This is a genomic window from Comamonas sp. FUJ_7 (assembly GCF_057369555.1).
In genome coordinates this window covers 122,476-146,975 of the sequence record NZ_JBXXZI010000003.1, presented here as the reverse complement: position 1 = coordinate 146,975, position 24,500 = coordinate 122,476, and the positions used below count along the sequence as shown (strand labels likewise).

Annotated in this window: 21 protein-coding genes and 1 tRNA gene; 10 read left to right on the top strand and 12 right to left on the bottom strand. The window is 58.6% G+C overall.

Features of this window, described 5'->3' with window-relative positions; all coding sequences use genetic code 11:
• Nucleotides 1-100 precede the first annotated feature (100 nt).
• The 5 genes from AC2I9W_RS06165 (at nt 101) to AC2I9W_RS06145 (ending at nt 5,661) form a co-directional block, all read left to right on the top strand.
• The gene (locus tag AC2I9W_RS06165) at nt 101-1,660 is read left to right on the top strand and encodes a phosphatase domain-containing protein (RefSeq protein ID WP_486409134.1); all 1,560 of its coding nucleotides are present in this window, start codon (nt 101-103) and stop codon (nt 1,658-1,660) included.
• Nucleotides 1,661-1,749: 89 nt separating this feature from the next.
• Nucleotides 1,750-2,154 (top strand): hypothetical protein, encoded by a 405-nt coding sequence (locus AC2I9W_RS06160; RefSeq protein ID WP_158393355.1) that lies wholly within the window; start codon nt 1,750-1,752, stop codon nt 2,152-2,154.
• A gap of 276 nt (nt 2,155-2,430) precedes the next feature.
• Complete coding sequence (locus tag AC2I9W_RS06155) at nt 2,431-3,090, top strand: response regulator (protein ID WP_486409133.1); 660 nt, start codon at nt 2,431-2,433, stop codon at nt 3,088-3,090.
• On the top strand, nt 3,087-4,469 hold the full coding sequence (locus tag AC2I9W_RS06150; protein ID WP_486409132.1) for an ATP-binding protein: 1,383 nt from the start codon (nt 3,087-3,089) through the stop codon (nt 4,467-4,469). The genes AC2I9W_RS06155 and AC2I9W_RS06150 overlap by 4 nt, the downstream gene beginning before the upstream one ends.
• A 136-nt stretch (nt 4,470-4,605) precedes the next feature.
• Nucleotides 4,606-5,661 carry a GAF domain-containing protein gene (locus AC2I9W_RS06145; RefSeq protein ID WP_486409131.1) on the top strand — a complete coding sequence of 352 codons (1,056 nt, stop codon included), beginning with the start codon at nt 4,606-4,608 and terminating at the stop codon, nt 5,659-5,661.
• 53 nt (nt 5,662-5,714) lie between these two features.
• Here the strand turns inward: AC2I9W_RS06145 and AC2I9W_RS06140 are convergent.
• From AC2I9W_RS06140 to AC2I9W_RS06105, 8 genes are all read right to left on the bottom strand, one after another.
• Nucleotides 5,715-5,789: transfer RNA gene (locus AC2I9W_RS06140), tRNA-Arg, on the bottom strand.
• A gap of 21 nt (nt 5,790-5,810) precedes the next feature.
• Nucleotides 5,811-6,119, bottom strand: coding sequence for a hypothetical protein (locus AC2I9W_RS06135; protein WP_486409130.1), 309 nt, complete (start codon nt 6,117-6,119; stop codon nt 5,811-5,813).
• 57 nt (nt 6,120-6,176) lie between these two features.
• Nucleotides 6,177-10,451: a translocation/assembly module TamB domain-containing protein gene (locus tag AC2I9W_RS06130; RefSeq protein ID WP_486409129.1), complete on the bottom strand. Its 4,275-nt coding sequence runs from the start codon at nt 10,449-10,451 to the stop codon at nt 6,177-6,179.
• A gap of 2 nt (nt 10,452-10,453) precedes the next feature.
• Nucleotides 10,454-12,361: an autotransporter assembly complex protein TamA gene (locus AC2I9W_RS06125; RefSeq protein ID WP_486409128.1), complete on the bottom strand. Its 1,908-nt coding sequence runs from the start codon at nt 12,359-12,361 to the stop codon at nt 10,454-10,456.
• A 5-nt stretch (nt 12,362-12,366) separates the two neighbouring features.
• Complete coding sequence (locus AC2I9W_RS06120; protein ID WP_486409127.1) at nt 12,367-13,554, bottom strand: vWA domain-containing protein; 1,188 nt, start codon at nt 13,552-13,554, stop codon at nt 12,367-12,369.
• An 18-nt stretch (nt 13,555-13,572) separates the two neighbouring features.
• Nucleotides 13,573-14,175, bottom strand: coding sequence for a GNAT family N-acetyltransferase (locus AC2I9W_RS06115; RefSeq protein WP_486409126.1), 603 nt, complete (start codon nt 14,173-14,175; stop codon nt 13,573-13,575).
• A 6-nt stretch (nt 14,176-14,181) separates the two neighbouring features.
• On the bottom strand, nt 14,182-14,406 hold the full coding sequence (locus AC2I9W_RS06110; RefSeq protein ID WP_486409125.1) for a hypothetical protein: 225 nt from the start codon (nt 14,404-14,406) through the stop codon (nt 14,182-14,184).
• A gap of 37 nt (nt 14,407-14,443) precedes the next feature.
• Nucleotides 14,444-15,298, bottom strand: coding sequence for an AAA family ATPase (locus AC2I9W_RS06105; protein ID WP_486409124.1), 855 nt, complete (start codon nt 15,296-15,298; stop codon nt 14,444-14,446).
• A 116-nt stretch (nt 15,299-15,414) separates the two neighbouring features.
• On the opposite strand from AC2I9W_RS06105, the gene AC2I9W_RS06100 reads away from it, so the two are divergent.
• Nucleotides 15,415-16,083, top strand: coding sequence for a c-type cytochrome (locus AC2I9W_RS06100; protein ID WP_486409123.1), 669 nt, complete (start codon nt 15,415-15,417; stop codon nt 16,081-16,083).
• A gap of 71 nt (nt 16,084-16,154) precedes the next feature.
• Here AC2I9W_RS06100 and AC2I9W_RS06095 read toward each other — a convergent pair whose 3' ends face one another.
• The gene (locus tag AC2I9W_RS06095; protein WP_486409122.1) at nt 16,155-16,607 is read right to left on the bottom strand and encodes a DUF1841 family protein; all 453 of its coding nucleotides are present in this window, start codon (nt 16,605-16,607) and stop codon (nt 16,155-16,157) included.
• A 16-nt stretch (nt 16,608-16,623) separates the two neighbouring features.
• Nucleotides 16,624-18,534: a glutathione-regulated potassium-efflux system protein KefC gene (kefC, locus tag AC2I9W_RS06090; protein ID WP_486409121.1), complete on the bottom strand. Its 1,911-nt coding sequence runs from the start codon at nt 18,532-18,534 to the stop codon at nt 16,624-16,626.
• A 204-nt stretch (nt 18,535-18,738) separates the two neighbouring features.
• Between kefC and AC2I9W_RS06085 the strand changes: the two genes are divergently transcribed.
• Both AC2I9W_RS06085 and AC2I9W_RS06080 read left to right on the top strand, forming a co-directional pair.
• Nucleotides 18,739-19,371: a LysE family transporter gene (locus AC2I9W_RS06085; protein ID WP_486409120.1), complete on the top strand. Its 633-nt coding sequence runs from the start codon at nt 18,739-18,741 to the stop codon at nt 19,369-19,371.
• Nucleotides 19,372-19,502: 131 nt separating this feature from the next.
• Nucleotides 19,503-19,967, top strand: coding sequence for a MaoC family dehydratase (locus tag AC2I9W_RS06080; protein ID WP_486409119.1), 465 nt, complete (start codon nt 19,503-19,505; stop codon nt 19,965-19,967).
• A 68-nt stretch (nt 19,968-20,035) separates the two neighbouring features.
• Here AC2I9W_RS06080 and trmL read toward each other — a convergent pair whose 3' ends face one another.
• Entirely contained in the window at nt 20,036-20,530 is a 495-nt protein-coding gene (trmL, locus tag AC2I9W_RS06075) for a tRNA (uridine(34)/cytosine(34)/5-carboxymethylaminomethyluridine(34)-2'-O)-methyltransferase TrmL (RefSeq protein WP_486409118.1), read from the bottom strand.
• A gap of 71 nt (nt 20,531-20,601) precedes the next feature.
• Entirely contained in the window at nt 20,602-21,096 is a 495-nt protein-coding gene (locus AC2I9W_RS06070; RefSeq protein ID WP_486409117.1) for a ComF family protein, read from the bottom strand.
• 321 nt (nt 21,097-21,417) lie between these two features.
• Between AC2I9W_RS06070 and AC2I9W_RS06065 the strand changes: the two genes are divergently transcribed.
• Both AC2I9W_RS06065 and coxB read left to right on the top strand, forming a co-directional pair.
• Nucleotides 21,418-22,326 carry a class I SAM-dependent methyltransferase gene (locus AC2I9W_RS06065; protein ID WP_486409116.1) on the top strand — a complete coding sequence of 303 codons (909 nt, stop codon included), beginning with the start codon at nt 21,418-21,420 and terminating at the stop codon, nt 22,324-22,326.
• A gap of 579 nt (nt 22,327-22,905) precedes the next feature.
• Nucleotides 22,906-24,477 (top strand): cytochrome c oxidase subunit II, encoded by a 1,572-nt coding sequence (gene coxB / locus AC2I9W_RS06060; protein WP_486409115.1) that lies wholly within the window; start codon nt 22,906-22,908, stop codon nt 24,475-24,477.
• Nucleotides 24,478-24,500 lie beyond the last annotated feature (23 nt).

Below are 24,500 nucleotides of genomic sequence, written 5' to 3'. Positions count from 1 at the left end.
AGTTCAATCATTCGCCTGTTGACTGCCATCGAGAGCAGCAAAGCGTGACTGCCATCAAAACGTGACAGCCTCCGAAGTAGGCGCTGCGAGGGAGACTTCTTTGGAACAGCAAAACAGTCTGCAGGTGCAAGGCCTTGGGGCATCGTATGGCCCGCGTGTTGTCTTGGCCGAAGTGGATTTTGTCTTGCCTGCCAAGGGCGTGACGGCCCTGCTGGGCCCAGCCGGTACAGGCAAATCGACATTGCTGCGCACTTTGGCCGGTCTGAATGAAGCCAATCCACGATTTCGCACTTGGGGTCAGGTGACATACGCGGGGCAACTCCTGGACATGCCACTGAGTGCTGAAAGCCCCCAGGCCTTGCCGCGTCTGGTGCAGCAGCACGCCCGCCTTATGCGCGCCAATACGCTGGATGCCCTGATCGAGATGGGGCGCCAGACTGAAAGCCGTTCTCCATTGGAGTGGCGCCAGTGGGTGACAGAGCAGTTGCAGCAGTTTGGCTTTGCCGAGCTGGCCCAGGTGCTGGACAGCCCGACCATGCTGCTCAGCACAGTGCAGCAGCGTGCGGTTGCCATCTTGCGGGAGGCATGGGCCAAGCCTGCAGTCTTGATGGTGGATGAGCCTACGGCTGATCTGGAAGGCTATGAAGCCTTTTTGCTGCTGGATGTCATCAAGCAAATTGGTCAGCACAGCAGTGTGCTGCTGGTCACGCATCAACAGCAGCATGCTCAGGCGGCTGCCCAGCAGATGTTGTTGCTTGCGGGAGGGCGCATTCAGGAAGCAGCCAGCATGAGCGCTTTTACGCAGCGTCCGGTCAGTGCCGCAGGGCAGCAGTTTCTGCGTACCGGAAGTTGTGCCGTACCCATGCCGGGAACCCCCATTCATGAGCTGGCGGACGATGTGCTGCCACCCCCACCACTGCCCGCAGTTGCACTGGCGGCGATTGCAGAGTTTGTGGAGGCCGCGCCGGCAACTCCTGAAGTCAGTGTTGTGCAAGAGCCAGAGGAGGCGGAAGCTTCAGTATTGCCTGCTTCACAGCCTGCCCCCGAGATCAAAAAGGTCGAGGAAGAGCCTGTCGCTGCTGTGTCCGAGTCTGCCCCCGCTGCGACCTATCAGCCTCGTCCAGTCAATGCAGCTGTGCTGATGGAGATGCAGCCACTGGTCGCGGCTGAAAACGCCGTGGCTGCAAGCCGTGGGCCCAATGGATTTTCCTGGCTGGTGCCGGGCCGGTTGGCAGGAACACCCTGGCCGGGCGTGGTGCATGACATGGATGCAGACCTCAAGGCATTGAGCCGTTGCGGCATCACCATGCTGATCACCTTGACGGAAAAAGACTTTCCCCAGGATGCCTTGGCTCGTCATGGCCTCAAGAATTTTCATTTGCCTGTTTATGACCAGGAGCCTCCTACGGTTGCCCAGATGCAGATGCTCTTGGCTCGCATGTCGGCCGCTTTGCGCCGCGGTGAGGTACTGGCTGTGCACTGCCTTGCGGGCCTGGGTAGGACTGGGACGGTGCTGGCGGCCTGGTTGGTGCGCGAAGGCTTGACGGCAGAAGAGGCCTTGCGACGGGTGCGTTTGATTGATGCGCAGTATGTGCAGTCAGACGCGCAAGAGGCACTGCTGCATGAATTCGAAAACGCTCTGCTCCAAAAAATGGGCTGAGTTTTCAAGATAACGATGAAACGTGCGCTATCTGCTTCGAGTCCGAGGCGGGTGACGTACGGGCCCTGTAAAAAGAAAGTGAGTATGTAATGAGTTTGGATGCTGTGTTGACTCAGGCCGTGGCCTCGGTGCCCGAATGTCTGGCTGCCGGTTATGTGGATGCTGCTTCAGGCATGTTGCTGTCTATCCGTACCGTGGACTCCCATCCCCGCGAAGTGATTGACTTGGTGGCAGCGGCCACAGCCGATTTGTTCAACGGCCCCAATGTCTCCATGATCGAGACATTGTTCAAGCGCTCGCGTGGCGTGAACACGGATGACCACCACTACTTTCAGGAAATCATCATCAACAGCGACAACCTGATTCACGTCTTTCTGCGCAGCAAGGCGGTGCCTGACTATGTAGCCGTTTTTGTCTGCCGCCGCACAGCCAATCTGGGTATGGCTTTGACAAAGGCCCGCATGGCCATGCCAGGGCTGGAAGCCGCAGTCTGACTGTGATCCTTTGAGTCAGCGTTGGGCTGCCTCAGGCTTTATTGAAAACGATAGAGAGCAGCTTGCCTGTAGGTGGATTTTCCCTTTAAGTCTCTGTCCATGAAGGCGTGTCCGTTTTGAACGGCGCGCCTTTGTTGTTGATGCAGGGGCGCAGCAGCTTCTTGCACATAAGAGCATGGCTCTCAGATATCGTCCATATGCTCCATCGGGAGTTTGTTGCCCTGTTGCAGACCCAGAGGGGCGGCGTAATGGCTCAGGAGGCGCTATTCTTCTTGCATGCGATTGCTGCTTGTTGAAGACGACACCATGATCGGCCAGGCCGTGCAGGCGCTGCTGCGTACCGATGGCTACGTAGTAGATTGGGTGGAGGACGGAGCTCAGGCCGATACGGCTTTGCTTGCCCACACGTACGACCTAGTGCTACTAGACCTTGGCTTGCCCAAAGTCGATGGGCTGCAGGTACTGCGGCAGCTGAGGGCTCGCAAGATCACAACGCCGGTCTTGATCACGACTGCGCGTGACGCAGTGCGTGACCGGATTGCAGGTCTGGATGCGGGGGCCGATGACTATGTCATCAAGCCTTACGACATGGATGAGTTGCTGGCTCGCATCCGTGCGCTGACGCGCCGAGCCAGTGGACAGCTTGACGCTGTCTATGAGCACAATGGTGTGGTGCTCAACCCCCAGACGCGGGAAGCCAGTGTTGACGGGCAACCAGTCAGTCTCTCCGGTCGTGAGTGGGCTGTTTTACAGGCCTTGCTGAGCAGGCCTGGAGCGACTTTGTCGCGTCAGCAACTCGAAGACAAGCTCTATGGCTGGGGTGACGAGGTCAGCAGCAACGCCATCGAGGTCTATATCCATGGGTTGCGCAAAAAACTGGGAGCCGCAGCGGTGCTCAATGTGCGTGGTCTTGGTTATATGGTGCCCAAGCCATGAAAAGCATCAAAGTGCCAAGCCTCCTCCGTCTGCCAAGCTCGCTGGGCGGACGACTGCTGTCGTTGATCTGCATGGCCATTTTTGGGGTCATGGTGCTGCAAGGCGTGTTTGCCTATCGCAATGCACTGGAGCAGACGGACACATTGTTCGACTACCAGATGCAGCAAACAGCATTCGCGCTGCGCGCGGGCCTGCCTGTAGACGCCAAAGGCAGGCCACAGGGAACGCCGCCCGAAGATGAAAACCATGAATTCATCGTGCAGGTCTGGACAAATGAAGGGCTGAGAATTTTCGAATCGGCTTTGGGTGGTGCTTTGCCCCAGATGGCGGTGCTGGGCTTTACTAATGTGCCTTTGCGAGGAACGACATACAGAGTGTTCTCTCTGCAGACAAGATCCCAGGTCATTCAGGTTGCACAAGATATGCGTGTGCGCCAGGTGCTGGCGAGAGATGCGGCGTGGAGCAGCTTGCTGCCGGTAGTACTTTTGCTGCCATTGCTGGCGCTGCTGGTGTGGTGGGTCATCCGGCATTCATTGACTCCGGTGCAACGTGTCAGGCATGAACTGGCTTTGCGTCAACCGCAAGATTTGCAAGCCGTGGCGGAAGATGATTTGCCGGATGAGATGCGTCCACTGGTCAAAGAGCTCAACAGCCTGTTGTTGCGCGTGAGTCAGGCATTTGAGGCGCAGCAAAATTTTGTGGCAGATGCGGCCCATGAACTGCGCTCGCCCTTGGCTGCCTTGCAGTTGCAGCTACAGGTTTTGCACAAGGCACAAGACCAGAAGGAGCGAGCAGTGGCCGAAGAACGTCTGGCGCAGGGCATTGAAAGAGCACGCAGGCTGGTGGAACAGTTGCTGGCTTTGGCTAGGCTAGAAGGAGCGCAGCAGACGGGCTCGGTGGTGAAGGTGGACTTGCGCTTGCTAGTGGCTCAGGCGCTGGCGGATGCGGCTCCTGCCGCTCAGGCCAAAGAGATTGATCTGGGGCTGAGCGACGATCCATTGCAGCAAAGTGCATTCAGCGTAGAGGCTGATGCACAGGCCCTGGCAACTCTATTGCGTAACTTGCTGGATAACGCCATCAAATACGTTCCCTCTGGAGGGCGCGTGGATGTGGGCTGGGCTAGAGACTCCCAAGGCGATGCGCTGATCATCGAGGATTCTGGTGCAGGTATTGAGCCGGCTGAGCGCCAGCGTGTGCTGCAGCGCTTTGTGCGGGGCGCTGATGCTGGCGCAATGGCCGCAGGCAGTGGATTGGGGCTGGCGATTGTGCAAAGCATTGCGCAAAGCAGCGGTGCCGAGTTACTGCTTGATGAGTCTCCCCGGCTGGGAGGTTTGAGAGTCAGAGTGCGGTGGCCGAAGAAGTCGTCTGACAGCCGATGACTCGGTGCGGAGCCTGTTAAATCCCGAAAAGATTTGCATGATGCATCAAAGCACACCATACCTCTGAGTCACGGAAAATGGAGATTGATCTTGCTTTCTCTTTATTCGTGACTTTCTCTTTATCAAAGGCTGCCCGATGTCATCGATAGTTCAGCGACTCTCCAGCTCTGTGACATCCTCCCAGACGCTGTGCGCATTCACGCAACCTTTGCTGGAGATTCTGATCGAGGTGACCGAGCTGGAGTCGGCTTATCTCACAACCGTGGACGAGTCTCGTGGCATCCAGAGTGTTCTCTATGCGCTGAACAAAGGGGAGATGAACATTCCCGAAGGCCTGCAAGTCCCGTGGGCTGACACCTTGTGCAAAAGAGCACTGGATGAAGGTCGCAATTACGTGAACAACGTGACGGAGTGTTGGGCTGACTCGGGTGCAGCCCAAAAGCTGGGGATTAAGACTTATGTCAGCACCCCCGTCAGATTTGCGGATGGATCACTCTACGGAACACTGTGTGCGGCCAGTACAAAGTCGCAGTCTCTGAGCGATGAGGCCAGAGACACATTGCGACTGTTTGCCACCATCATCGGTGGATTTGCAGAGCGTGAAGAGCTGTTGAGATCCTTGCAGAAAGCCAATGAGGAACTGTCATCGCTGGTGATGGTGGATGCGTTGACGGGCTTGCCTAACCGGCGCTGTGTAACCGAGGAGTTGCAACGCGTCATTGCACACTGCCGGCGTACGCGTGAGTGGGCTCTGGTCGGATTTATTGACCTGGATGACTTCAAACAGATCAACGACCATTTTGGGCATGAAGCAGGAGATGCCTTGATGCGCTCGCAGGCCGAAAAACTGCGTACTGCCTTGCGCGGAAGCGACATGCTGGCGCGGTTTGGTGGCGACGAATTTGTAGTGGTGGGCGTGGGCCCTCAATTGACGCAGGATTGCACCCCCACGCTCCAAGAGCTGCAGAGACGCTTGTCTAGCGTGTCCGTTACCAGTGTTGAATTAGCCGATGGCCGCCGCATTGCTTATCCGGGCGCAAGCGTGGGCTTGGTCGGCCTGAACCCAGATGAGACCGGTGTGGATGATGCACTGCAAAAAGCCGATGCAGCCATGTATCAGATCAAATCAGTTCGCAAGCATGGGTCTGAGAGACGCACCAGGGCGAATGAATCACGCCACACTGGCTTTTAGCACTCACCAACAGAAAAGGCCGCGAAGGTGATGTACCTTTGCGGCCTTGAATTTGGTCCCCCCGACAGGAATCGAACCTGTATTTGTCGCTTAGGAGGCGACCGTTCTATCCATTGAACTACGGGGAGGGACGCTGGATTCTAACTGCGTTAGCCTGCCTCTTCGGGCTTTGATGCAGGATGTTGAGGCCGGGCGTACTGCTTTAGTGCCTTGATGGCTGGCATCACTTTGGCGTGCGCCGTGACCGAGTCGTTATCCAGAAATTCCTCAATGCTGCGTTCTTGCAATAGTTCGTGCAGGCGATTTTGTGTGACTGCCTGCAGTATTTCATGGGCCCGATCCAGGGTTTGTTCGCTGTGTGCTGCAGCGGACTCACCTATCTCGGCGATCCATTCTTTTTGAATGGCAGAGACAAGCTGGCCCGCTGCGGTTTGCTGTGGCGTGCGTGTGGCAGACATATCAGAAAAGATAGCTGCTAGCGCTTTTCATACAAGCGTTAGAGGCTGATTTCATGCTTAATCCTTTCGCACGGTATAGACCAGATCCATGGCACTGGTTACGCCGGTCTGGGCGCGCAGCGTGAGGTTGCGCGACAGGTCGTAGAAGATGTAGATGATGCCCATGGCTCCGGACAGGCTTTGCTCGTACGTCAGGTAGAGCTTGTCCGAGAGGCGTTTGCCCATGGTCAGTGCGGCGCCCCCTGCATCCCCATCGCCACCGCCCTTGAAGCCTACTTCGTCCAGGCCCAGGCTGCCGGCAATCTTGCCGCTGCTGCTGTTGCCGCCGGCCAGAAGTGCCAAGGCCGCTTGCTGCAGCAGTGCACTGCTGGCACCGCCTGAAGCAGGGTCGCGGCCCATGACGACCCAGGACAGCTTTTCTGCATCCGGCAGGACAGGGTCGGAATACAGAAGCACACGCGGCGCGCTGGCTGTTCCCAGCACCTGCACACCAGCCTTGACGGCAATGTTGGGGCGCAGGGCCAGAATGTCCAGCGAGGGGTTGTTGTAGGGGCCATTGAAGCGAATCAGGCCGTTTTCCACATTCAGAGACTGACCCCAGGCACGGTAGCGGCCTTCGACGGTACGGATTTCTCCGGTGATGCTGGGCGGCCCGCCAGCATAGCTGGCACCACGCACTTCAAGCTGTCCTTGCAGTCTGGTGGTGATACCAAAGCCTTGCAACGCAAAGTCGCGGCCCATGTCCAGCTTGACGAGGATGTCGGGCAGCTTGCGAGGTGTGGCGCGTGCCTGCTCCTTGCGGGCTTCACGCTCGGCACGCAGACGCTCTTCCTCTTCGGCCTTGCGCAAGGCGGCTGAGCGCACTACGACGTCCTTGTCCAAAGAGGGGGCCGACTCTTCCGGAAGAATGATGGAGGCTCGGTCAACGGCGAGATCACCACGCAGAATGAACTGACCTTGCTCCAGTTTTGCCTGCAGAGCACCGGAGACACTGACCTGACGGTCGGCCCGTACCAGCACCTGAAGCTTGCTGGCAGTGGCTTGCAGGTTCATGCTCAGTCCGGCGTCTGGGCCTGTGCCGGGGGTGAACTGGGCATAGCCGGAGCCGGTGAGCAGGCCACCATCTTCAGGAGCGCGGGTCAGGTTGCCGCTGTAGCCCAGAATACGGGCCTGGCTTCCCTTGCCGCCTTTGAGGCGCAGCTCGGTGATATCCAGTCGAGTGCCCTGCAGCTTGGCACGCAGAATGCCATCGCGCAGGTCCACGCCGTCGAGCAGGGATTGAATATGAAGCCCATCGGCTCTGAGATCACCCTGCCATTGCGGGTTTTGAAGTGTGCCGCTGAGAGCAGCATCGGCTGCCAAAGTGCCTTGCACGCGCCAGCCAGGCGGGGCAAACAAGGCCCATAGACCGATATCTGGCATATCTGCATGCAGCTGGCCGGACAGCGGCGCTGTGCCGGGCAGAGTCCAGGCACCTTGCTGGTAGCTGAGCTGGGTGCGCAGATCAGCGGTGAGTTTGCCAGCGCGTTCGCTATCCCACAGAAGCTTGGCGTTGACTTGCGCTCCATCGGCTTTGACGTTCAGTCGAACGTCTTGGATGCGGGCGCGCATGCCAGCTCCGCTGACCTGGCGGGTGCGGGTGCGACCGGGTTTGCTCGCGGTCGGGCCGGTGGTGTGAATGACTGTGGTGCTGGAGCCGTCATCGACAGCCAGTCGCAGGTCGCCGTCAGCACGCTCTACGGTGATATCGGCCTTGAGCTTCTTGCCCAGCGTGTCCAGATCCCAGCGGGCATTGAAGCTCAGGTCGCCAGACAGGCCTGCAGCTTCCAGTGGCGGCTCATCATCCCCAAAGCTGAATGCATCGACCCAGGCCAGGGGCAGGCCCTTGGCCTGACCTGAGCTTTGCACGCCCCATTGGCCGCTGCCGGTGTGAGTGATGGAGCCACTGTCCCATACGAGCTGGGCTGGCTTCAGCGCTTCAGTACTGGTGCGGCGAATGCCCAGTTTTGGGGGGATCAGCTGTAGCTGGCCGGCGCTGAATTGATAGACGGTGTTCAGCACCGTCTGGCCGCTGGTGCGCTGCTTGATTTGAAGCGGAGCGCCGGGCTGCAATTGCGCAAGCCAGGGGCCTGGTTTGTCATTATCGACGGTGAACTGCGCCTGGAGCTTCTCGAAGCTGGCTTGCCAGTCCAGTGGTGCGGAGCCTTTACCGCCTGCCAAACCGGCCTGCACAACGGTGTCGAGCTGCGCGCTTTTGCCCGCTTGCTGGGCTTGAGCACTCAGGCTGATGGTGGCGTTCTCGGGGCTACCGTTCAGGCTCAACACAAGCGACGGTATAACCGCGGCCTGATCTGGAGCGGAGCCCGCAGCAAGATAGCGAATTTTTTCGGCCTGCAATTTGGCTTGAAGCTGCATGCCGCTGGCGGGAATGCTTTGGCCATGAGCCGAATGTAGGCGTTTGAGCAGGTTCTCCCAGCCTCCTTTGACGGCCAGTTGCAAGTCTGCACGGCCATCCAGCTGGGCTCCACCCAGCGGGTCTTTGATACCGGGCAGTTTGCGCAGCCACTGAGAAAGTGTGGAGAGCGAGTTCAGTCTCAGCAGGCTTTGCGCATCGCCGCTGTCGGGGCCGATCTGTCCGTCAAAACTCAGCTGTGCACCGGGCGCGGCTGCTTTGATCTGAGCTTTGGCCAGCTGGGTTTCAGTGTTGAACTCAACGGCCTTGCCCTCGATGCTGGCTTGCAGGGCCTCCAGTTGCAGCTTGTCGAGTTGCAGCAGTGGCGCTTGCCATTGACCTTGTGCGGCCAGAGTCTGAATGCGCAATGCCTTGCTGTCTCGTCTGGCAGCAGCAGCCTGCAGGCTGACACCGAACACGATCTTGCTGGCCGCTGCGTTGTCGCTGCTGTTGTGGTCGGCATCAGGCTGTACTGCCTTTGCAGTGATTTCGCCTTGCAGCGGAGAGGCGTCCAGAGTGCTGTAGAGGTCTGCCGGGTTGAGTTGCTCAACCACGGCCTGGCCTTCAAAAAGCTGGGTGGTGGGCGTGAAGTGGCCGTTGAGCGCAATCTTGCCTTGGCCTTGCGTCTTGCCAACCTGAAGGTGAGAGTCCGACACAACCCATTGCTGGCCGTCATAGTGCACTTGGGCCAGCAGGTCGGCCACAGGCAGGCGCTGCTTGTCCCAAGGGCCGGGCAGGGTGTTACGGAAGCGGGCGTTCAGCTCCCAGGGCTGCGTCGTCAGATCGTCTGTTGCTGGCCAGGCCTTGTCGGGGCCGGCCTGCAGTTCACCGCTCAGCAAAGTGCGTGGGCCTTGAGGCCAAAAGGCAGAGATATCGAGGTTGTGCAGATCTGCCTTGGCAGCCAGCAGAGGCTGGCTGCGCCAGGGCATGATGCTGGCCTCAATATCGGCATGCATGGACTCGGTGGCAGCATCACTGCTGGACTTTGAATTTGATAGCTGCTTGCCCTTGTCTGTAGATGCTTTTAGGTCAATTTCATTGATATTTTCGGCGCTGGAGCTGTGCGGCTGGGCTTGCGCGCTGGCCTTGATTTCCAGGGCTGCAGCCTCGGTGGCCAGCGTGCCATGTGCGCTGACCTTGGCTTGAACGGCAATCGTGGCATTCTGCTCTTCAGGCTTTCCCAGTGGGTTGGGTACTTGTACATCGCCGCTGGCTTCTGCCTGCAGTGCCATGGGGGCTGCACCTTCCAGCTTGAGGTGTGCCTGGTAGTTGCCTTGCGCAAAACGCAGGCTGCTGACCTTCAGGTCGTGATGCGTGCCCGTGTATTCATAGCGGCCGCTCAGGTCCTGCACCACGGCTTGCGGTGGCCCTTGCCAAGTGATGTGATCGACCTTGAAAGGTAGTTCAATCTTGACTGGCAGGGTCAGCGACTGCATGCGTTCGCTGGGTTCCTTGTCGGGGTTCGGGGTGCTGGCAATGCTCAGCTCGGCAATATGAACCTCACCCAGCTTGAGTGTGCGTGACAGCACCAGAGGACGGAACTGCCAGCCAATCTGGGCGTTCTTGACTTCGACCTTCATGGTCGGGCTTTGCCATTGCAGCCAGCCGATATGGCCGCCGTTCTTCACGCTGCCCGTGACATCCTTGGCTACGAGCGTCTGGTTGGCCGGCATCCATCCGGCGACGCGCTGAAGGATCTGATTGAGGGAGTCGTCATGGCCTATCCACCACAGCAGCGTGCCCAGGGCCAGAGCAACTGCGAGAAAAGTAGCGGTAAAGAACCAGCCGAGTGCACGTAGCCAGCGTCGGCGTTTGACAGGCGAAGCGGGCTCAGCAGCAGCGACCGTCGCAGAGGAGGGGGAGGAGTCTTGTTCTGCCATGCTTAAAACGTGAAGCCCAGACGCAGGTGCAGGCGCAGTCGCTGCTCTTGTGCGCCCCAGGCGAGATCTGCTTGAATCGGCCCGACCGGGCTTTTCCAGCGTATGCCGGTACCCAGGCCAACGCGGGTGTAGAGGTGGTTGATGTCATCACCCACGGTACCGGCGTCAATGAAGATGGCGTGCTCGAAATCCTGGGTATTGCCTTTGATGGAAATGGGGCGTTGCCACTCCACGCTGCCCATGGCCATGTAGCGGCCTGCAATCACGCGGCCATTGTCGGTACGTGCACCAATCGACTGATAGCCGTAACCACGCACCGTGTTGTCACCACCCGTGAGAAACATGATAGTGGTGGGCAGGTCCACGTCTTTTTGGGCGATGACGGCACCTGCTCCGGCCCTGATCTGCAGGCGGCTGCGGCGATGGGTGGTTTCATCGCGCTCGCCCAGTGGGATCAGGCTCAGCCAACGGCCGGTGATGCGGCCAAAGGGCGAGCGCTGTGGTGTCAGCGTCGTGCCTGCACCGGCTTCCAGCGCCAGGCCAAAGCCGGATGAGGGAAGCAGGTTGTTGTCGAAGTAGCGAGCCGTCCAGCCATAGTTGGCTAGCAGGGACGAGGCACCGGGAGGTGCGCCTGCGCCTTGCGTCTTGGCGTAGTCGTACTGCAGGTACATATTGCGCTCAATGCGGTCTTCAGCCTTGGAGCGGCCAAAGCGCAGTTGTGCGCTGTTGGTGTTGAAGTCGCCGGCCGGTGCGCGCTCAAACTTGGCACCGGTAAACCAGCGCCAGAGGTCGTCACCGGGAAGCCCGACCAGCTGCGTGGAGATCAGCGGATTTTTCTTGTCCAGCTGCAGCTTGCTGGTGGCACGCCAGTTCAGGCCTGGAACCTTGTTATAGATGTGATCAATCGATAGGCGAGGTCCGGTGTCGGTGCTGGCGCCCACACCAAACACCCACTTTTGCAGTTTGGCTTCGCGAACCTTTGCGATGACGGGTGAAGTAATGGCGGCGCCTTGGTTTTTGCGCTGCTCGTCGCGCTGGGCCTCAGTGGCATCTTGCTGTGGAGAGTCTGCCAATGACAAAAAGACCGAGTCGTAGTAGCCGCTGCTGACCAGCCTTTGCTGGGCGTCGAGCATGGTTTGCAGGTCGTACTCCTTGCCTTCCGGCAGTCGTGCAATACGGGCCGTGCCCACCGGGTCGTAACGCTTGGCACCGTCGATTTGCAGTGGGCCAAATGTGTAAGCAGGGCCGGGGTCGTAGCTGACGCTGACTTGCGCTTTGTTGGTGTCTGCATCGATATCGGCCAAGCTGGTGTCAATGCGGGCCAGTGGATAGCGGCGCTTTTGCAGCTCTTTGAGGCCGCCGCTTTTGGCGCTGCTCCAGGCCGATTGGGAGAACTGCTCTCCTGCTTGCAGTGGCCAGGTTTCCTCAATCTGCAGGCGCTGTGAGGTGCCCAGTTCGTCGTTGGCATTGATGCCGGTAAAGCGAACCTCGGATTTTTCAATGACAGTAGGGGGGCCGGGGTCAACCTTGACCAGTACCGTGCGCGGAACCTCTTCGTCGGGTGTTTCCGTCAGCTCGACCGTGACTGTGGGACTGAAGTAGCCCAGAGTACCGATCAGCTCTCGTACGTTGGCATCGGTTGCGCCCAGCAGTCGTGTCAGCTCCCGACGCTGCAGGTCGGGCTGGTGACGAAAGCGCTTGAGCTCCAGGTGCTGCTCCAGCAGTGACTGAACTTCCTTGGGTGCCTCCACTTCCAGAGTGAAGGCAGGAGGGCCGCTGGAGTCTATGCCCATGGCTTCTACATCTTTGTCCTTGGACGGAAGCAGGCTGCAGCCGCTGAGTATCAATGCGGCGCTTAAAAACAAAGCCGGCTTCAGTGCCGGCTTTGGGGGAAGCAATGTCTGGGGCATAACAATTATTTTGACAGCATACGCATGGCATCCTCCAGGCCTTTGAGCGACAGCGGATACATACGATCACTCATCAATTGTTGGATGATGCTGATGCTCTGACGGTATTGCCATACCCCTTGAGGTTCCGGATTGATCCAGGCAAAGTGAGGAAAGGCGTTGGTCAGCCGCTGGAGCCATTCGGCGCCGGGTTCCTCGTTCATATACTCAACCGAGCCGCCAGGCTGTAGGACTTCGTAGGGACTCATAGTGGCATCCCCTACAAAAATCAGCTTGTAGTCCTTGTTGTACTTGCGAATGATGTCCCAGGTTGAAAACTTCTCGGCAAAGCGGCGGCGGTTGTTCTTCCACATGAAGTCATAGACACAGTTGTGGAAGTAGTAGAACTCCAGGTGCTTGAGCTCGCTTTTGACAGCGGAGAACAGCTCTTCAACCTTTTGCACATGTTCATCCATGGTGCCGCCCACATCCATGAGCAGCAGCACTTTCACATTGTTGTGCCGCTCTGGAATCATCTTGATGTCCAGATAGCCTGCATTGGCGGCTGTGGAGCGAATGGTGTCCGGCAGGTCTAGCTCCAGTTCGCTGCCCTGACGTGCAAACTTGCGCAGGCGGCGCAGTGCCACCTTGATGTTGCGCGTGCCCAGCTCCTGGGTGTCGTCATAGTCTCGGTAGGCGCGCTGTTCCCAGACCTTGACGGCGCTCTTGTTGCGCCCTGGCCCGCCAATACGTATGCCTGCTGGGTTGTAGCCACCGTGGCCGAAGGGGCTGGTGCCACCGGTGCCAATCCATTTGCTGCCGCCTTCGTGGCGCTCTTTCTGCTCTTCTAGGCGTTTCTTGAGCGTCTCCATCAGCTCATCCCAGCCCATGGCCTCGATCTTGGCTTTGTCCTCGGGGCTGAGTTCTCGCTCGAGCAGCTTTTGCAGCCAGTCCTGCGGAATTTCCTTGGTCAGGTCGGCCAGCATTTCCACGCCCTTGAAGTAGGCGGAGAAAGCGCGGTCGTACTTGTCGTAGTGCTTCTCGTCCTTGACGAGGATGGTGCGACCCAGGTGGTAGAAGTCGTCCAGGCTCCAGCGGTCTTCGCTCTTGGGGCCGATGATCCCTGCATCCAGAGCCTCCAGCAATGCCAGAAACTCCTTGACGGAGACGGGTAGCTTGGCGGCGCGCAAGGTGTAGAAAAAGTCGATCAGCATGAAATCAGCCTCTAGCGCTTATGTGGTGGGCGCATGCTGCTCTAAAAGATAGAGCAGTTGCGCACGGGCTTCGGGCCATTCACCACTGCGCATGGAATACATCACCGTGTCGCGAATCGTGCCGTCGCGGCGCAGTGCATGGCCGCGCAGCACGCCGTCTTTCTTGGCTCCCAGGCGCTCGATGGCGCGCTGGCTGGCAAAGTTGAAATTGTCTGTGCGCCAGCCCACCACGTGGCAGCCCAGTGTGCCAAAAGCATGGGCCAGCAGCAGGAGCTTGGCCGAGGTGTTGACATGGGTGCGCTGCACGCTCTTGGCATACCAGGTGTATCCGATCTCCAGGCGCCGCACTGACGGGGCGATGTCGTGATAGCTGGTGGTGCCAAGAACTGTGCCGCTGTAGTCATCGACCACGGCAAAGGCAAAGCGGTGGCCTTGCTCACGGCCCTGCAGCGCTGTTTCGATATAACTGCGTACCTCGCCAGGCTCTGGCACGGAGGTCACGCGGATCTTCCACAGCTCGCCATCGGCAGCGGCAGCCGCCAGGCCCGGCTCATGGCTCAGTGCCAGCGGCTCCAGACGCACACCGCGGTCGCGCAAAGTGACGGGGGTGACAAAAGACATGGTGCGTTACTCCACTGTATGGTTTTTGCACCGCCACAGGCGGGCCAGCTTGAGGCCTACGCCTCCGCCCACTCCCACCAGGGCGATGGCAGCAATGCTGCCGGCTCCGTACCCCTGGGCAAACAGATCAAAGCCCAGTACATGAGACAGGCCCCAGCCCAGCAGGGCTCCACCCACAAAGCCGATGGCGTCTGAGCTGCCTTCCAGCAGCAATTGTTGGACGGTGCTCATGGATGTCTCCTCTGGTTTGCGGTGCTTTAGGCGGTGCTTATCGGTTGCGCTGGTTCATGAAAACCAGCTTTTCAAACAGGCTCATATCCTGCTCGTTTTTCAACAATGCGCCCACCAAGGGCGGTACGCTGACCTTGCCGTCGATGTCCTGCAGCGAGGAAGCCGGAATCTCTTCGGCAACCAGCAGCTTGAGCCAGTCGATCAGCTCACTGGTCGATGGTTTTTTCTTGAGGCCGGGCAGGTTGCGCACATCGTAGAACACCTTCATGGCGGCATTGAGCAGCTCGCCCTGCAGCTTGGGAAAGTGCACCGCAACGATCTGGCGCATGGTTTCTGCTTCGGGGAACTTGATGTAGTGGAAGAAGCAGCGGCGCAGGAAAGCGTCGGGCAGCTCTTTTTCATTGTTCGAAGTGATGAACACCAGAGGCCTGTGCTTGGCGCGAATCATCTCGCGTGTTTCGTAGCAGTAGAACTCCATGCGGTCGATTTCTCGCAACAAGTCGTTGGGAAACTCAATGTCCGCCTTGTCAATTTCGTCGATCAGTAAAGCCACGGGGCGGTCAGCGGTGAATGCTTGCCAGAGCACGCCCTTGACGATGTAGTTGTTGATGTCCTTGACCCGCTCACCGCCATCCAAATCCGACATCTGTGAGTCGCGCAGGCGGCTGACTGCGTCGTACTCATACAGGCCTTGCTGGGCCTTGGTGGTGGACTTGATATGCCACTGCAGCAGGGGCATGTCCAGCGCACTGGCCACTTCCTCGGCCAGCATGGTCTTGCCTGTGCCGGGCTCACCTTTGATGAGCAAAGGGCGCTGAAGGGTGGCGGCGGCGTTGACAGCCAGCATCAGATCCTGCGTGGCTACGTATTTGTCGGAACCTTGAAACTTCATGGGCGGTATCAGCGTAAGTATTGATAAGCGTGCGCAATTCTCACTGCCATAATCGTTTGCACTGCAGCAAGGCATTTGAGCACCCGTCTGAACTTTTGAAGGATTGTGCGCGAAAAATGATAAAGACCTGGACCACGATATTGGCAGTAGTTGTCGCATCAGTGACCGGCATGGCAAATGCTCAGGCCATCAAGGGGGATGCCAAGGCTGGCGAGAGTAAGGTTGACATGTGCATAGGCTGCCATGGCATCCCCGGCTATCAGGCCAGCTTTCCTCAGGTTTACAAAGTCCCCATGATTGGCGGACAAAGCGAGGCTTATATCGCGGCATCGCTGCAGGCTTATCAAAAAGGTGACCGCAAGCACCCGAGCATGCGCGCAATTGCGGAGCCCCTGAGCGAGCAAGATATGGCGGATGTGGCTGCGTTCTATGCAGGCCATGGCAAAAAGCAGGAAGCTGGCAAAGTCAAAGAGCCCACAGCAGAAGTCGCGGCTTTGCTCCAAAAAGGCGCTTGCATCTCTTGTCACGGCGAGGGCTTTGCCAAGCCCATTGATCCCTCTTACCCCAAGCTGGCCGGCCAGTACTCAGACTATCTTTATGCCTCGCTCAAGGCATATCAGGATGGCTCAGGCAATCGCCTGATAGGCCGTAACAACGCCATCATGGGGGGTATGGTCAAGCAGTTCAGCAATGAGGAGCTACGACAGCTGTCTAGATATCTTGGCAGTCTGGATACGGAGCTGCAGACCGTGACGCAGCCGAATTTCAGGCTGGGCAAAAAATAAAGACTGTAGCGAAAAAGAGCCCGCAATTGCGGGCTCTTTTTTGTGAGTCGAAAGAACAATGGGCGCTCTGCTCAAGGGGAGCTTTTGAAGCGGCCATCCGTGGTGGCCAGGCGCTGCACACCGGCGACATAGGCTTCACCGTCGGGAGGGCGCCCCGAGCGCTGGCTTTCCCAGAGCATCTGACCCAGACACTCCATGGCCGCGTGATGGGCATCATGCAGGTCCTGCTTTTTGGCCAGCAGTTCGACGGCTTGGCGAATTCCTCGGGGGGAGTCCACACTGCATTGCTCGCTAATGGACAGGTGCATGGACAGGTGCAGAAACGGATTGGTGCGCTCAGGTTCTGCATCGTAGTCGCGCGCTACGGCGGCTTCCACGTCGGAGAGCTCATCAAAATACTCGGGGTGCTCGTCTATCCACAGGCTGGCCAGCGTCTCGATGGCCTCCATGGGCGCGCCGCTGATCATCTTGGCGCGTACACCGCAAAAAAATCGCCGTACGTCGGCTTGGCTGGGGTTAAACATAGTGGCGCGCAGCGTATCACGGCTGCTTGTTGTCGGCGCCGCTGTGGTCTTGCTCGGCGCTGGGTGGTGTCGCTGCAGGCAGGTCTTGAGATTCAGACTCTTTCTGCGCTTTCAGCAGGGCGGCGCGCTCTTTGGCCATTTGCTCCACCAGTTGCTGGCGGCCTTGTTTGGCCACGGCAATCAACTGGTTCTGGTCTTTGTAATGAGGGTACATACGCTCGGCCAAGGCCAGGTTGTGCTCACGAAAGCGCTGCGTGGTGAAGCGGGCCTGTGCGGGGCTTTGGCCAAGCAGCTCCAGCACGGATTGGGCAGAGAGCAGGCTGGAGTCGAACACCTCCCGTTCGGCATGTTTGATGCCCAGATCGCGCAGGCGGAACCAGTGGTCCAGGTCGCGGGCGCGGGCAACGACTTCAAGGTGAGGAAAATGCTTGCGAACCTGCGTGGCGATCTTGATGGACTGCTCAGGCGAATCCACGGCAATCACCAGTACACGGGCCGAGGCCGCACCGGCAATGCGCAACAAATCCATCCGGGTGGCATCACCGTAGAAGACGCGATAGCCATAGGTTTGGGCGGCTTCCAGCATTTCGACGCTGTGGTCAAGAATAGTGGGGCGCATCCCTTGTGCCAGAAGTACCCGGGCGACGATCTGACCATAGCGGCCAAAGCCGGCAATGATGATGGGAGACTCTTGTGGCTCTGAAATTTCTTGGGCCTTGCTAGCTTGCTCTTCTTCATCCTTGATGGTCGAGAAGCGGCGCAGCAGCAACTTGTCCATCAGTACCAGCAGCAAAGGGCCCAGCAGCATAGACAGCGCAACGGCGGCGACCAGCATGGAGGAGACGTTGTGACGAAATACCTTGTACTGCGCCGCAGTCTGGAACACCACAAAGGCAAACTCACCTCCTTGTGCCAGCATCAGCGTGAAGACTGGACGCTCGCGCCATGGAATTTTCATGAACTTGGCCAGACCAAAAATCATCAACGCCTTCAGCGCAATAAAGCCCACAACCATGGCGGCCATGGTCCAGGGTGATTTGAGGATGACGCCAAAGTCAATGCTCATGCCCACAGCCATGAAGAACAGGCCCAGCAGCAAGCCCTTGAAGGGCTCGATATTGGTTTCCAGTTCGCTGCGGTACTCGCTGTCGGCCAGCAGCACGCCAGCCAGAAAAGCCCCCAAAGCCATGGACAGGCCAACTTGCGTCATCAGCATGGCAATGCCCACCACCAGCAGCAGCGAAGTGGCCGTGAAGATTTCAGGCGTCTTGCTGCGGGCAATCCAGCGCAGCACAGGCTGCAGCAAGAGGCGACCACCGATGATGACGGCGGCGATTGTGCCGACGGTCTTGAAGATGGCCAGCCAGACATGGCTGTCACCATGTGTGGCATGGGCGGCTTTGTAGGCACCCAGAATAGGAATCAGCGCCAGGATGGGGATGGCAGCCACGTCCTGAAACAGCAAAATCGAAAACGCTGCCTGTCCGCTGGGCGTGCGCATGAGGTTGCGCTCAGCCATCACTTGCAGGCAGATAGCGGTGGATGACAGCGCCAGGCCCATGCCAGCGATCAGGCTTACGCGCCAGGAAAGGCCAAAGCCCCAGGCGGCGATAAATAAAATGCCGGTGCAGACCAGCATCTGCGCCATGCCCCAGCCAAAAATGGGACGCCGCAAATCCCACAGGCGCTTGGGCTGTAACTCCAGGCCGATGACAAACAGCATCAGCACCACACCAAACTCGGCAAAGTGAAGAATGTCCTCCACATTGCGCACCAGGCCAAAGCCCCAGGGTCCCATGGCGATGCCCGCACCCAGATAGCCAATGATGGCGCCCAGCCCCAGCGCTCTGGCGATAGGGACGGCCAGTACTGCCGCCGTCAGATAGATAAAGCCGTAAGTGAGCCAGATCGGTGTGCCGTGTTCCATGGGAGTGTTATTTGGTGTTTACCCTAGCTGGCTTCATTCTGTCACTCTGAGTTGTGCGTCAGCTTATTGAAAGCGCAAAAAAATGGGACGAATCGTTAACTGCCGCTTATAGCGCCTCGTCTCCACCGTGTCTGCAAGCACACGGCGCAACTTTTAAGATATGCGTTTTGTGATTTGCGCCTGAAACAGGTGCCTGGAGTGGGTATGGACTTGCACACGTGGTTTGCGTTTTTTGTGGCCTGCTGGATCATTGCCGTATCCCCTGGTTCAGGGGCTGTGCTGTCCATGAGCCACGGCTTGTCCTATGGCGTGCGCAAGACCAGTGCCACCATCATGGGTCTGCAACTGGGGCTGCTGCTCATCTTGTTGATAGCGGGAGCTGGTGTGGGCTCGCTGCTCATGGCCTCCGAGTGGGCTTTTAATGCGGTCAAGGTGGTAGGGGCCTGCTACCTGATTTATCTGGGCATCAGCCAATGGCGATCCAGTGGCTCACCACTGGCTGCGCAGGAAACCATGCCAGAGATCAGCCTCAAAAAGCGTGTGCTGACGGGCTTTCTGACCAATGCCACCAACCCCAAAGGCATCATCTTCATGGTTGCCGTGCTGCCGCAGTTCATGACCACCAGTCGCCCGCTGGGGCTGCAATTGGCGATTTTGGCGGCCACCATGCTGGCGGTGGATACCATGGTCATGCACAGCTATGCCGCTGGAGCCAGTGCTTTGCGGGGGCTGATGCGCAGTGCCAAAGCCATGCGCAACCAGAACCGGGTGTTTGGCGGGCTGTTGATGGCGGTGGGGGCGGGGCTGTTTTTTGTGCAGCGTTCTGGTGACGCTTGAAGTGATTAAAAACAATAGCTATCAGCGCTTGAATCCATTGCGTTTGGGGCCTATTTGATTGTGAATTCTAGGGGAAGCCCCCTGTCCCGCGTCAGACATGGCGTAGGGCAGGGGGCTTCTACATTGGGCGCATGAAAACCTTTCGCTCTTACTCCGAAGTGCTGGCCTCAATTGGTCAGGAAGTCGCTGTCAGCGACTGGGTCACCATTGGCCAGGCACAGATTCAAATGTTTGCCGATGCCACGGGTGATCAGCAATGGATTCATACGGATGCGGAACGAGCAGCCAAGGGGCCGTTTGGAGCGCCGATTGCCCATGGCTTTCTCACGCTGTCCTTGCTACCGCAGTTCTTCGAGAGCACTTTCGAGATAGAAGGCGCCAAGATGGGCGTGAACTATGGGCTCAATCGGGTGCGCTTCATGGCTCCTGTACCCGTGAACAGTCGCCTGCGTGCCCGTATGACATTGCAGGACGCGGAGCGCATTGCGGGCGATGGCTTGCAGATGACCTGGTTGGTGACGGTGGAGCGTGAAGGCTCTGATAAGCCCGTGTGCGTGGCGGAGTCGCTGGCACGCAGCTTTGGCGCAGCGGCCTGAGCCGCACCATGAAAAAAGCCCCTTAGCGTAGTCCTTGGGGCTTGAATTTTCTTGAGCAGGCTGTGTGCTCAGGGAGCGGGCACGGGTTCGGCCATCGCCGCGCCTGCAAAGCCTTGCTGACGCCAGGCTTCAAATACGGTGACAGCTACGGCGTTGGAGAGGTTCAGGCTGCGCTGTGATGCCAGCATGGGCAGGCGCAGGCGCTGGGCATTGGGGAACTGGGCGCGCACCTCGGGCGGCAGACCTTTGCTTTCAGAACCAAACACCAGCCAGTCACCTGCTTTGAATTCGATAGCATGGGCAGGGCTGCTGCTATGCGTGGTCATGGCAAACATACGCTCTCGCTCGGGTTGGCAGGTTTCGAGGAAAGCATTCCAGCTGGCGTGACGGGCGACATTGGCGTACTCGTGGTAATCCAAGCCAGCGCGGCGCATATGGCGGTCTTCCATGGAAAAGCCCAATGGCTCGATCAGATGCAGGCTGCAGCCCGTGTTGGCGGCCAGGCGGATGACATTGCCCGTGTTGGGTGGGATCTCGGGCGCCACAAGAACGATATGAAACATGGGGCGCTATTGTGCAGGGCGGCTTTTACCCACGCTGGTGGCCCCGGAAGTTCCAGACTGGCGAATATGGGTCAAGGCGTTCGAGCCAGAACCACGGCACTGACAGAGCTCGCTCCGGCCAGGAGCAAGCTGCTGGCCAGTGCATCCAGAGTCGCTCCTGTTGTCATGACATCGTCGAGCAGCAGAATTTTCTGACCTTCAATAAGAAGTCTTTGTCTGGGAGTCATGCTGAAAACACCACGCAACTGGCGCAGGCGCTGCTCCCGGCTGGAGGCGTGTTGTGGCAGTGGCCGGTGCTGGCGTTGCACGGCATCAATCAGCAAAGAGTGCTGCGTGTCGCTCTGTGCCCCAAGAGATTGGGCCAGCAGCAGCCCATGGTCGAAGCCTCTTTCACGTACCCGCTGCGTGGAAGCTGGCATGGGCAGCAGGACATCACAGGCCCGAAGTTGCTCTCTCACTTCGGGATGCTGAGCCATCAGCTTGGCAAGACTGCGCACCAAACCGAGATCGGCCCGGAATTTGTAGCGCGTAATCAGTTCCTGCCAAGGATAGCTGTAGTCCAGCACGGCTGCGCAGTGCTGGAGTCGGGGTGGCTTTTTGAGGCAGCTGCCGCAAAGGCTGACCAAGGCTGGCAGTGGTAGGGCGCAGCAGTGACAGCGATGCCTGAGGCTGGCCCAGCGGCTCTGGCAGTCATGGCAGATGCGTGGTCCCGGCCAGCGCCCGCAGATTGCGCATTGACTGGGCAAGATATCTAGCCAGCGCTGCTGCTGGCGGCGCAGATGCGAAAGCCATGTCGCATGAAGGTTGGGCATGGAATCAATATACTCGCGGCGCATCGATCTTCTTTCCGGCAGCTGCCCCAGTCATCTGCCCGCCTTTGTCTGCTCATGTCCCACGCTCTGCCTCCAACTATTGATTCTGTAGCTGCAAACCATTGGTATATGAGCGCTCCAGCCGAATCTCCATGGTTGCATGAAGAAGTGGCAGATCGGATGCAGCAGCGTCTGGACTGGATCGTGAAGCCGCCCGAGAAGTGGTGCCACTGGGAGCCCGTGCGTGGCGGCATGAAGGTGCACAAGCTGCTGCGTGAGCGCTATCCCGATGCCGAGTGCACGCTGTATGAGCCCGTAGCGCAGCGCGAAGCGGTGGCGCAGGAAAAGCTGGGCAGCCGCTGGTGGCAGCTCTCGCGCTGGAAAGGGGCGGGCGCTCAGGTCGCTGCGCCCGCAGATGGCAGCATGGACATGCTCTGGGCCAATATGCTGCTGCACACAGCGGCCGACCCTCAGGCTTTGATTGAGCGTTGGCACAAGGCACTCAAGGTCGATGGCTATGTCATGTTCTCCGCGCTGGGCCCGGACACCGTGCAGCAGCTGCACCGCCTTTATGCTGAATTGGACTGGGGACCTGCTGGCCATGCGTTTACTGACATGCATGACTGGGGCGACATGCTTGTGCACTCCGGCTTTGCCGAGCCGGTGATGGACATGGAGCGCATCACCCTGACTTTTGCGACACCAGAGCGCTTGCTGCAAGAGCTGCGCGAGTTGGGGCGCAACCTGCATCCCGCTCGCTTTGCCGGTCTGCGCGGCCGCCGCTGGAAGGCGGAACTGATGGAAAAAATGCTTGAGAAATGGTCGGATAAACAGCCCGATGGGCAACTGTCGCTGACCTTCGAAATCGTCTATGGCCACGCCTACAAGCCTCAGCCCAAGCTGCGAGTGGAGGCTAATAGTGCCGTCTCTTTGGAAGACATGAAGGCCATGCTCAAGCAGCCACGCAACGCGGGTTTGCGATAGCACATCTGTCGTTTTCCGGTCATTGAAACGACACAAAGCTGCCTACAATTTCCCCAGGTTATTTCACAGAAAGCAGCATTTCTTCGGGCTTCTCTCCAGCCTGAAGAAAACAAGACAGTGCGGCTGAAGCCGCCAGGGGAGATATCGGGTGTTTCGCTTTGCCAAGGGGACTGGCCAGCGGTTTGAACAGCGGCCGGCTTCCGTTTTTCATCACCACCACAAGCCAGCGTTGTGCTGCGCTGACGAGTCCATGAGTCTGGCGCTTGCCAAGGTTCTGGAGCGTCTCACTTTCCCTCTCCCTGTTTTGGCTTTCAGGCCAGTAGCGGCCATGCCCGGCATTGTGTCTGGCGTGCGCTTGCCTGCAAGAGTTTCAAGCCCGATGGACCTTGTGCGAACGAGGTCGATTGGCATGGGTTTCCGGTACATGCATTAGTGAATGCGCGCAGACAGTGCTATCAAATTTTGGGGCATGCTGCGTTGAAGTTCGCGAGGTAGTGTGAGTGTCACAGCCTTCTCGTCCGTTGTGGCGAAAGCGTTGTGAACGAGTGGACAACTGAGGCTTTGAGGTAAGTGAAAACGATGAAAAACATTTCCACCAAGCTGGTTCCCTTGAGTCTGACCTTGGCTGTGTGGGGTAGCTCCATGGCTTATGCCGTGCAGGATCTCCCTGGAGGACCTGCCGTCAATCAACTCAACCTGCATCCGCCTGTGACCCGCATTGCCGTGGAGCAGCACTGGCTGCATTGGATGATGCTCATCATCTGCACGGTGATCTTTATTGCGGTGTTTGGGGTGATGTTCTATTCCATCTGGAAGCATCGCAAATCCCAGGGAGCCAAGGCCGCGAACTTTCATGAGTCGGTCAAGGTGGAGGTGGCCTGGACGGTCGCCCCCTTCATCATCGTGATTTTGATGGCGCTGCCCGCCACCAAGGTGCTGGTGGCGCAGAAAGACACGACCAATGCAGACCTCACCATCAAGGCCACCGGCTATCAGTGGAAGTGGGGCTATGACTATCTGAGCGGTGAAGGCGAGGGGCTGGCATTCATCTCTACGCTCGATAGCGCTCAGCGCCAGATGTCCAACAGCGGTGACGTCAGCAATGCCCCCAACGACTATTTGCTGCGCGTGGACAACCCGCTGGTCGTGCCGGTAGGCAAGAAGGTGCGCATCATCACCACGGCAAACGATGTGATTCACTCCTTCATGGTGCCGGCCTTTGGCATCAAGCAGGATGCGATTCCTGGCTTTGTGCGTGACACCTGGTTCAAGTCTGAAAAAACGGGTGACTTTTATGGGCAGTGTGCGGAGCTGTGCGGCAAGGAGCACGCTTACATGCCTATCCATGTGAAGGTGCTGTCTGCTGAAGCCTATACCGCATGGGTTGCAGCCGAAAAGAAAAAGCTGGCAGCCAAGGCCGATGACCCGAACAAAGTCTGGGCGCTGGCCGATCTGGTGGCGCGTGGTGAGAAGGTCTATGCCGCCAACTGCGCCGCCTGTCACCAGGCCAATGGCAAGGGCGCAGGCCCCATCAAGGCACTGGATGGCAGTGCGGTGGTGCTGGGCCCTCTGGCTGACATGATGCACGCCGTGCTGGAAGGCCGAGCCAATGGCGCCATGCCAGCCTGGAAGCAACTCAGCGACACCGATCTGGCTGCAGTGGTGACCTTTGCCAAGAACCATTGGAGCAACAAGACGGGTGAGCTGGTGCAGCCTGCCCAGTTTGTCGCGGCGCGTGGCGGCAAATTCCCTGAAGGCGGGGGCAGCGCAGTCCCCGCAGCAGCGCCTGCCCCTGCCGTCGACAGTGCGCCCATTGCTGCAGCAGGTGCAGAGGCAACGACTCAGCAGGTTTTCTTCGAAACCGGCAAGAGCACCTTGGACGAGCAGGCTCAGGCTGCAGTGAAGAAGGCTGCCGAGTACTGGGCAGCCCATAAGGACGCCAAGATCGCCTTGTCCGGCTTTGTGGACGCCACCGGCAATGCGGACAAGAACGCCGAGCTGGCCAAGGAGCGAGCCAAGGCCGTAGCCAAGCTGTTGGAGGACAGTGGCATTGCCGCTGATCGCATCGAGCTGCGCAAGCCCGAGACCATCACGGCTGCCGAAGGAGCCGACCAGCAGGCCCGCCGTGTAGACATCACGGCTGCGAAATAAGTCCCTGGGTATAGAGACAGATT

What these genes read in the sequence shown, in the direction of transcription:
- AC2I9W_RS06110 (WP_486409125.1), bottom strand. Translation starts at nt 14,406, where the DNA reads ATGAGCACCGTCCAACAATTGCTGCTGGAAGGCAGCTCAGACGCCATC.
- AC2I9W_RS06120 (WP_486409127.1), bottom strand. Translation starts at nt 13,554, where the DNA reads ATGCTGATCGACTTTTTCTACACCTTGCGCGCCGCCAAGCTACCCGTC.
- AC2I9W_RS06095 (WP_486409122.1), bottom strand. Translation starts at nt 16,607, where the DNA reads ATGTTTAACCCCAGCCAAGCCGACGTACGGCGATTTTTTTGCGGTGTA.
- AC2I9W_RS06130 (WP_486409129.1), bottom strand. Translation starts at nt 10,451, where the DNA reads ATGGCAGAACAAGACTCCTCCCCCTCCTCTGCGACGGTCGCTGCTGCT.
- AC2I9W_RS06080 (WP_486409119.1), top strand. Translation starts at nt 19,503, where the DNA reads ATGAAAACCTTTCGCTCTTACTCCGAAGTGCTGGCCTCAATTGGTCAG.
- AC2I9W_RS06085 (WP_486409120.1), top strand. Translation starts at nt 18,739, where the DNA reads ATGGACTTGCACACGTGGTTTGCGTTTTTTGTGGCCTGCTGGATCATT.
- AC2I9W_RS06160 (WP_158393355.1), top strand. Translation starts at nt 1,750, where the DNA reads ATGAGTTTGGATGCTGTGTTGACTCAGGCCGTGGCCTCGGTGCCCGAA.
- AC2I9W_RS06100 (WP_486409123.1), top strand. Translation starts at nt 15,415, where the DNA reads ATGATAAAGACCTGGACCACGATATTGGCAGTAGTTGTCGCATCAGTG.
- AC2I9W_RS06125 (WP_486409128.1), bottom strand. Translation starts at nt 12,361, where the DNA reads ATGCCCCAGACATTGCTTCCCCCAAAGCCGGCACTGAAGCCGGCTTTG.
- AC2I9W_RS06065 (WP_486409116.1), top strand. Translation starts at nt 21,418, where the DNA reads ATGTCCCACGCTCTGCCTCCAACTATTGATTCTGTAGCTGCAAACCAT.
- coxB (WP_486409115.1), top strand. Translation starts at nt 22,906, where the DNA reads ATGAAAAACATTTCCACCAAGCTGGTTCCCTTGAGTCTGACCTTGGCT.
- AC2I9W_RS06135 (WP_486409130.1), bottom strand. Translation starts at nt 6,119, where the DNA reads ATGTCTGCCACACGCACGCCACAGCAAACCGCAGCGGGCCAGCTTGTC.
- AC2I9W_RS06105 (WP_486409124.1), bottom strand. Translation starts at nt 15,298, where the DNA reads ATGAAGTTTCAAGGTTCCGACAAATACGTAGCCACGCAGGATCTGATG.
- AC2I9W_RS06150 (WP_486409132.1), top strand. Translation starts at nt 3,087, where the DNA reads ATGAAAAGCATCAAAGTGCCAAGCCTCCTCCGTCTGCCAAGCTCGCTG.
- trmL (WP_486409118.1), bottom strand. Translation starts at nt 20,530, where the DNA reads ATGTTTCATATCGTTCTTGTGGCGCCCGAGATCCCACCCAACACGGGC.
- AC2I9W_RS06115 (WP_486409126.1), bottom strand. Translation starts at nt 14,175, where the DNA reads ATGTCTTTTGTCACCCCCGTCACTTTGCGCGACCGCGGTGTGCGTCTG.
- AC2I9W_RS06155 (WP_486409133.1), top strand. Translation starts at nt 2,431, where the DNA reads ATGCGATTGCTGCTTGTTGAAGACGACACCATGATCGGCCAGGCCGTG.
- kefC (WP_486409121.1), bottom strand. Translation starts at nt 18,534, where the DNA reads ATGGAACACGGCACACCGATCTGGCTCACTTACGGCTTTATCTATCTG.
- AC2I9W_RS06145 (WP_486409131.1), top strand. Translation starts at nt 4,606, where the DNA reads ATGTCATCGATAGTTCAGCGACTCTCCAGCTCTGTGACATCCTCCCAG.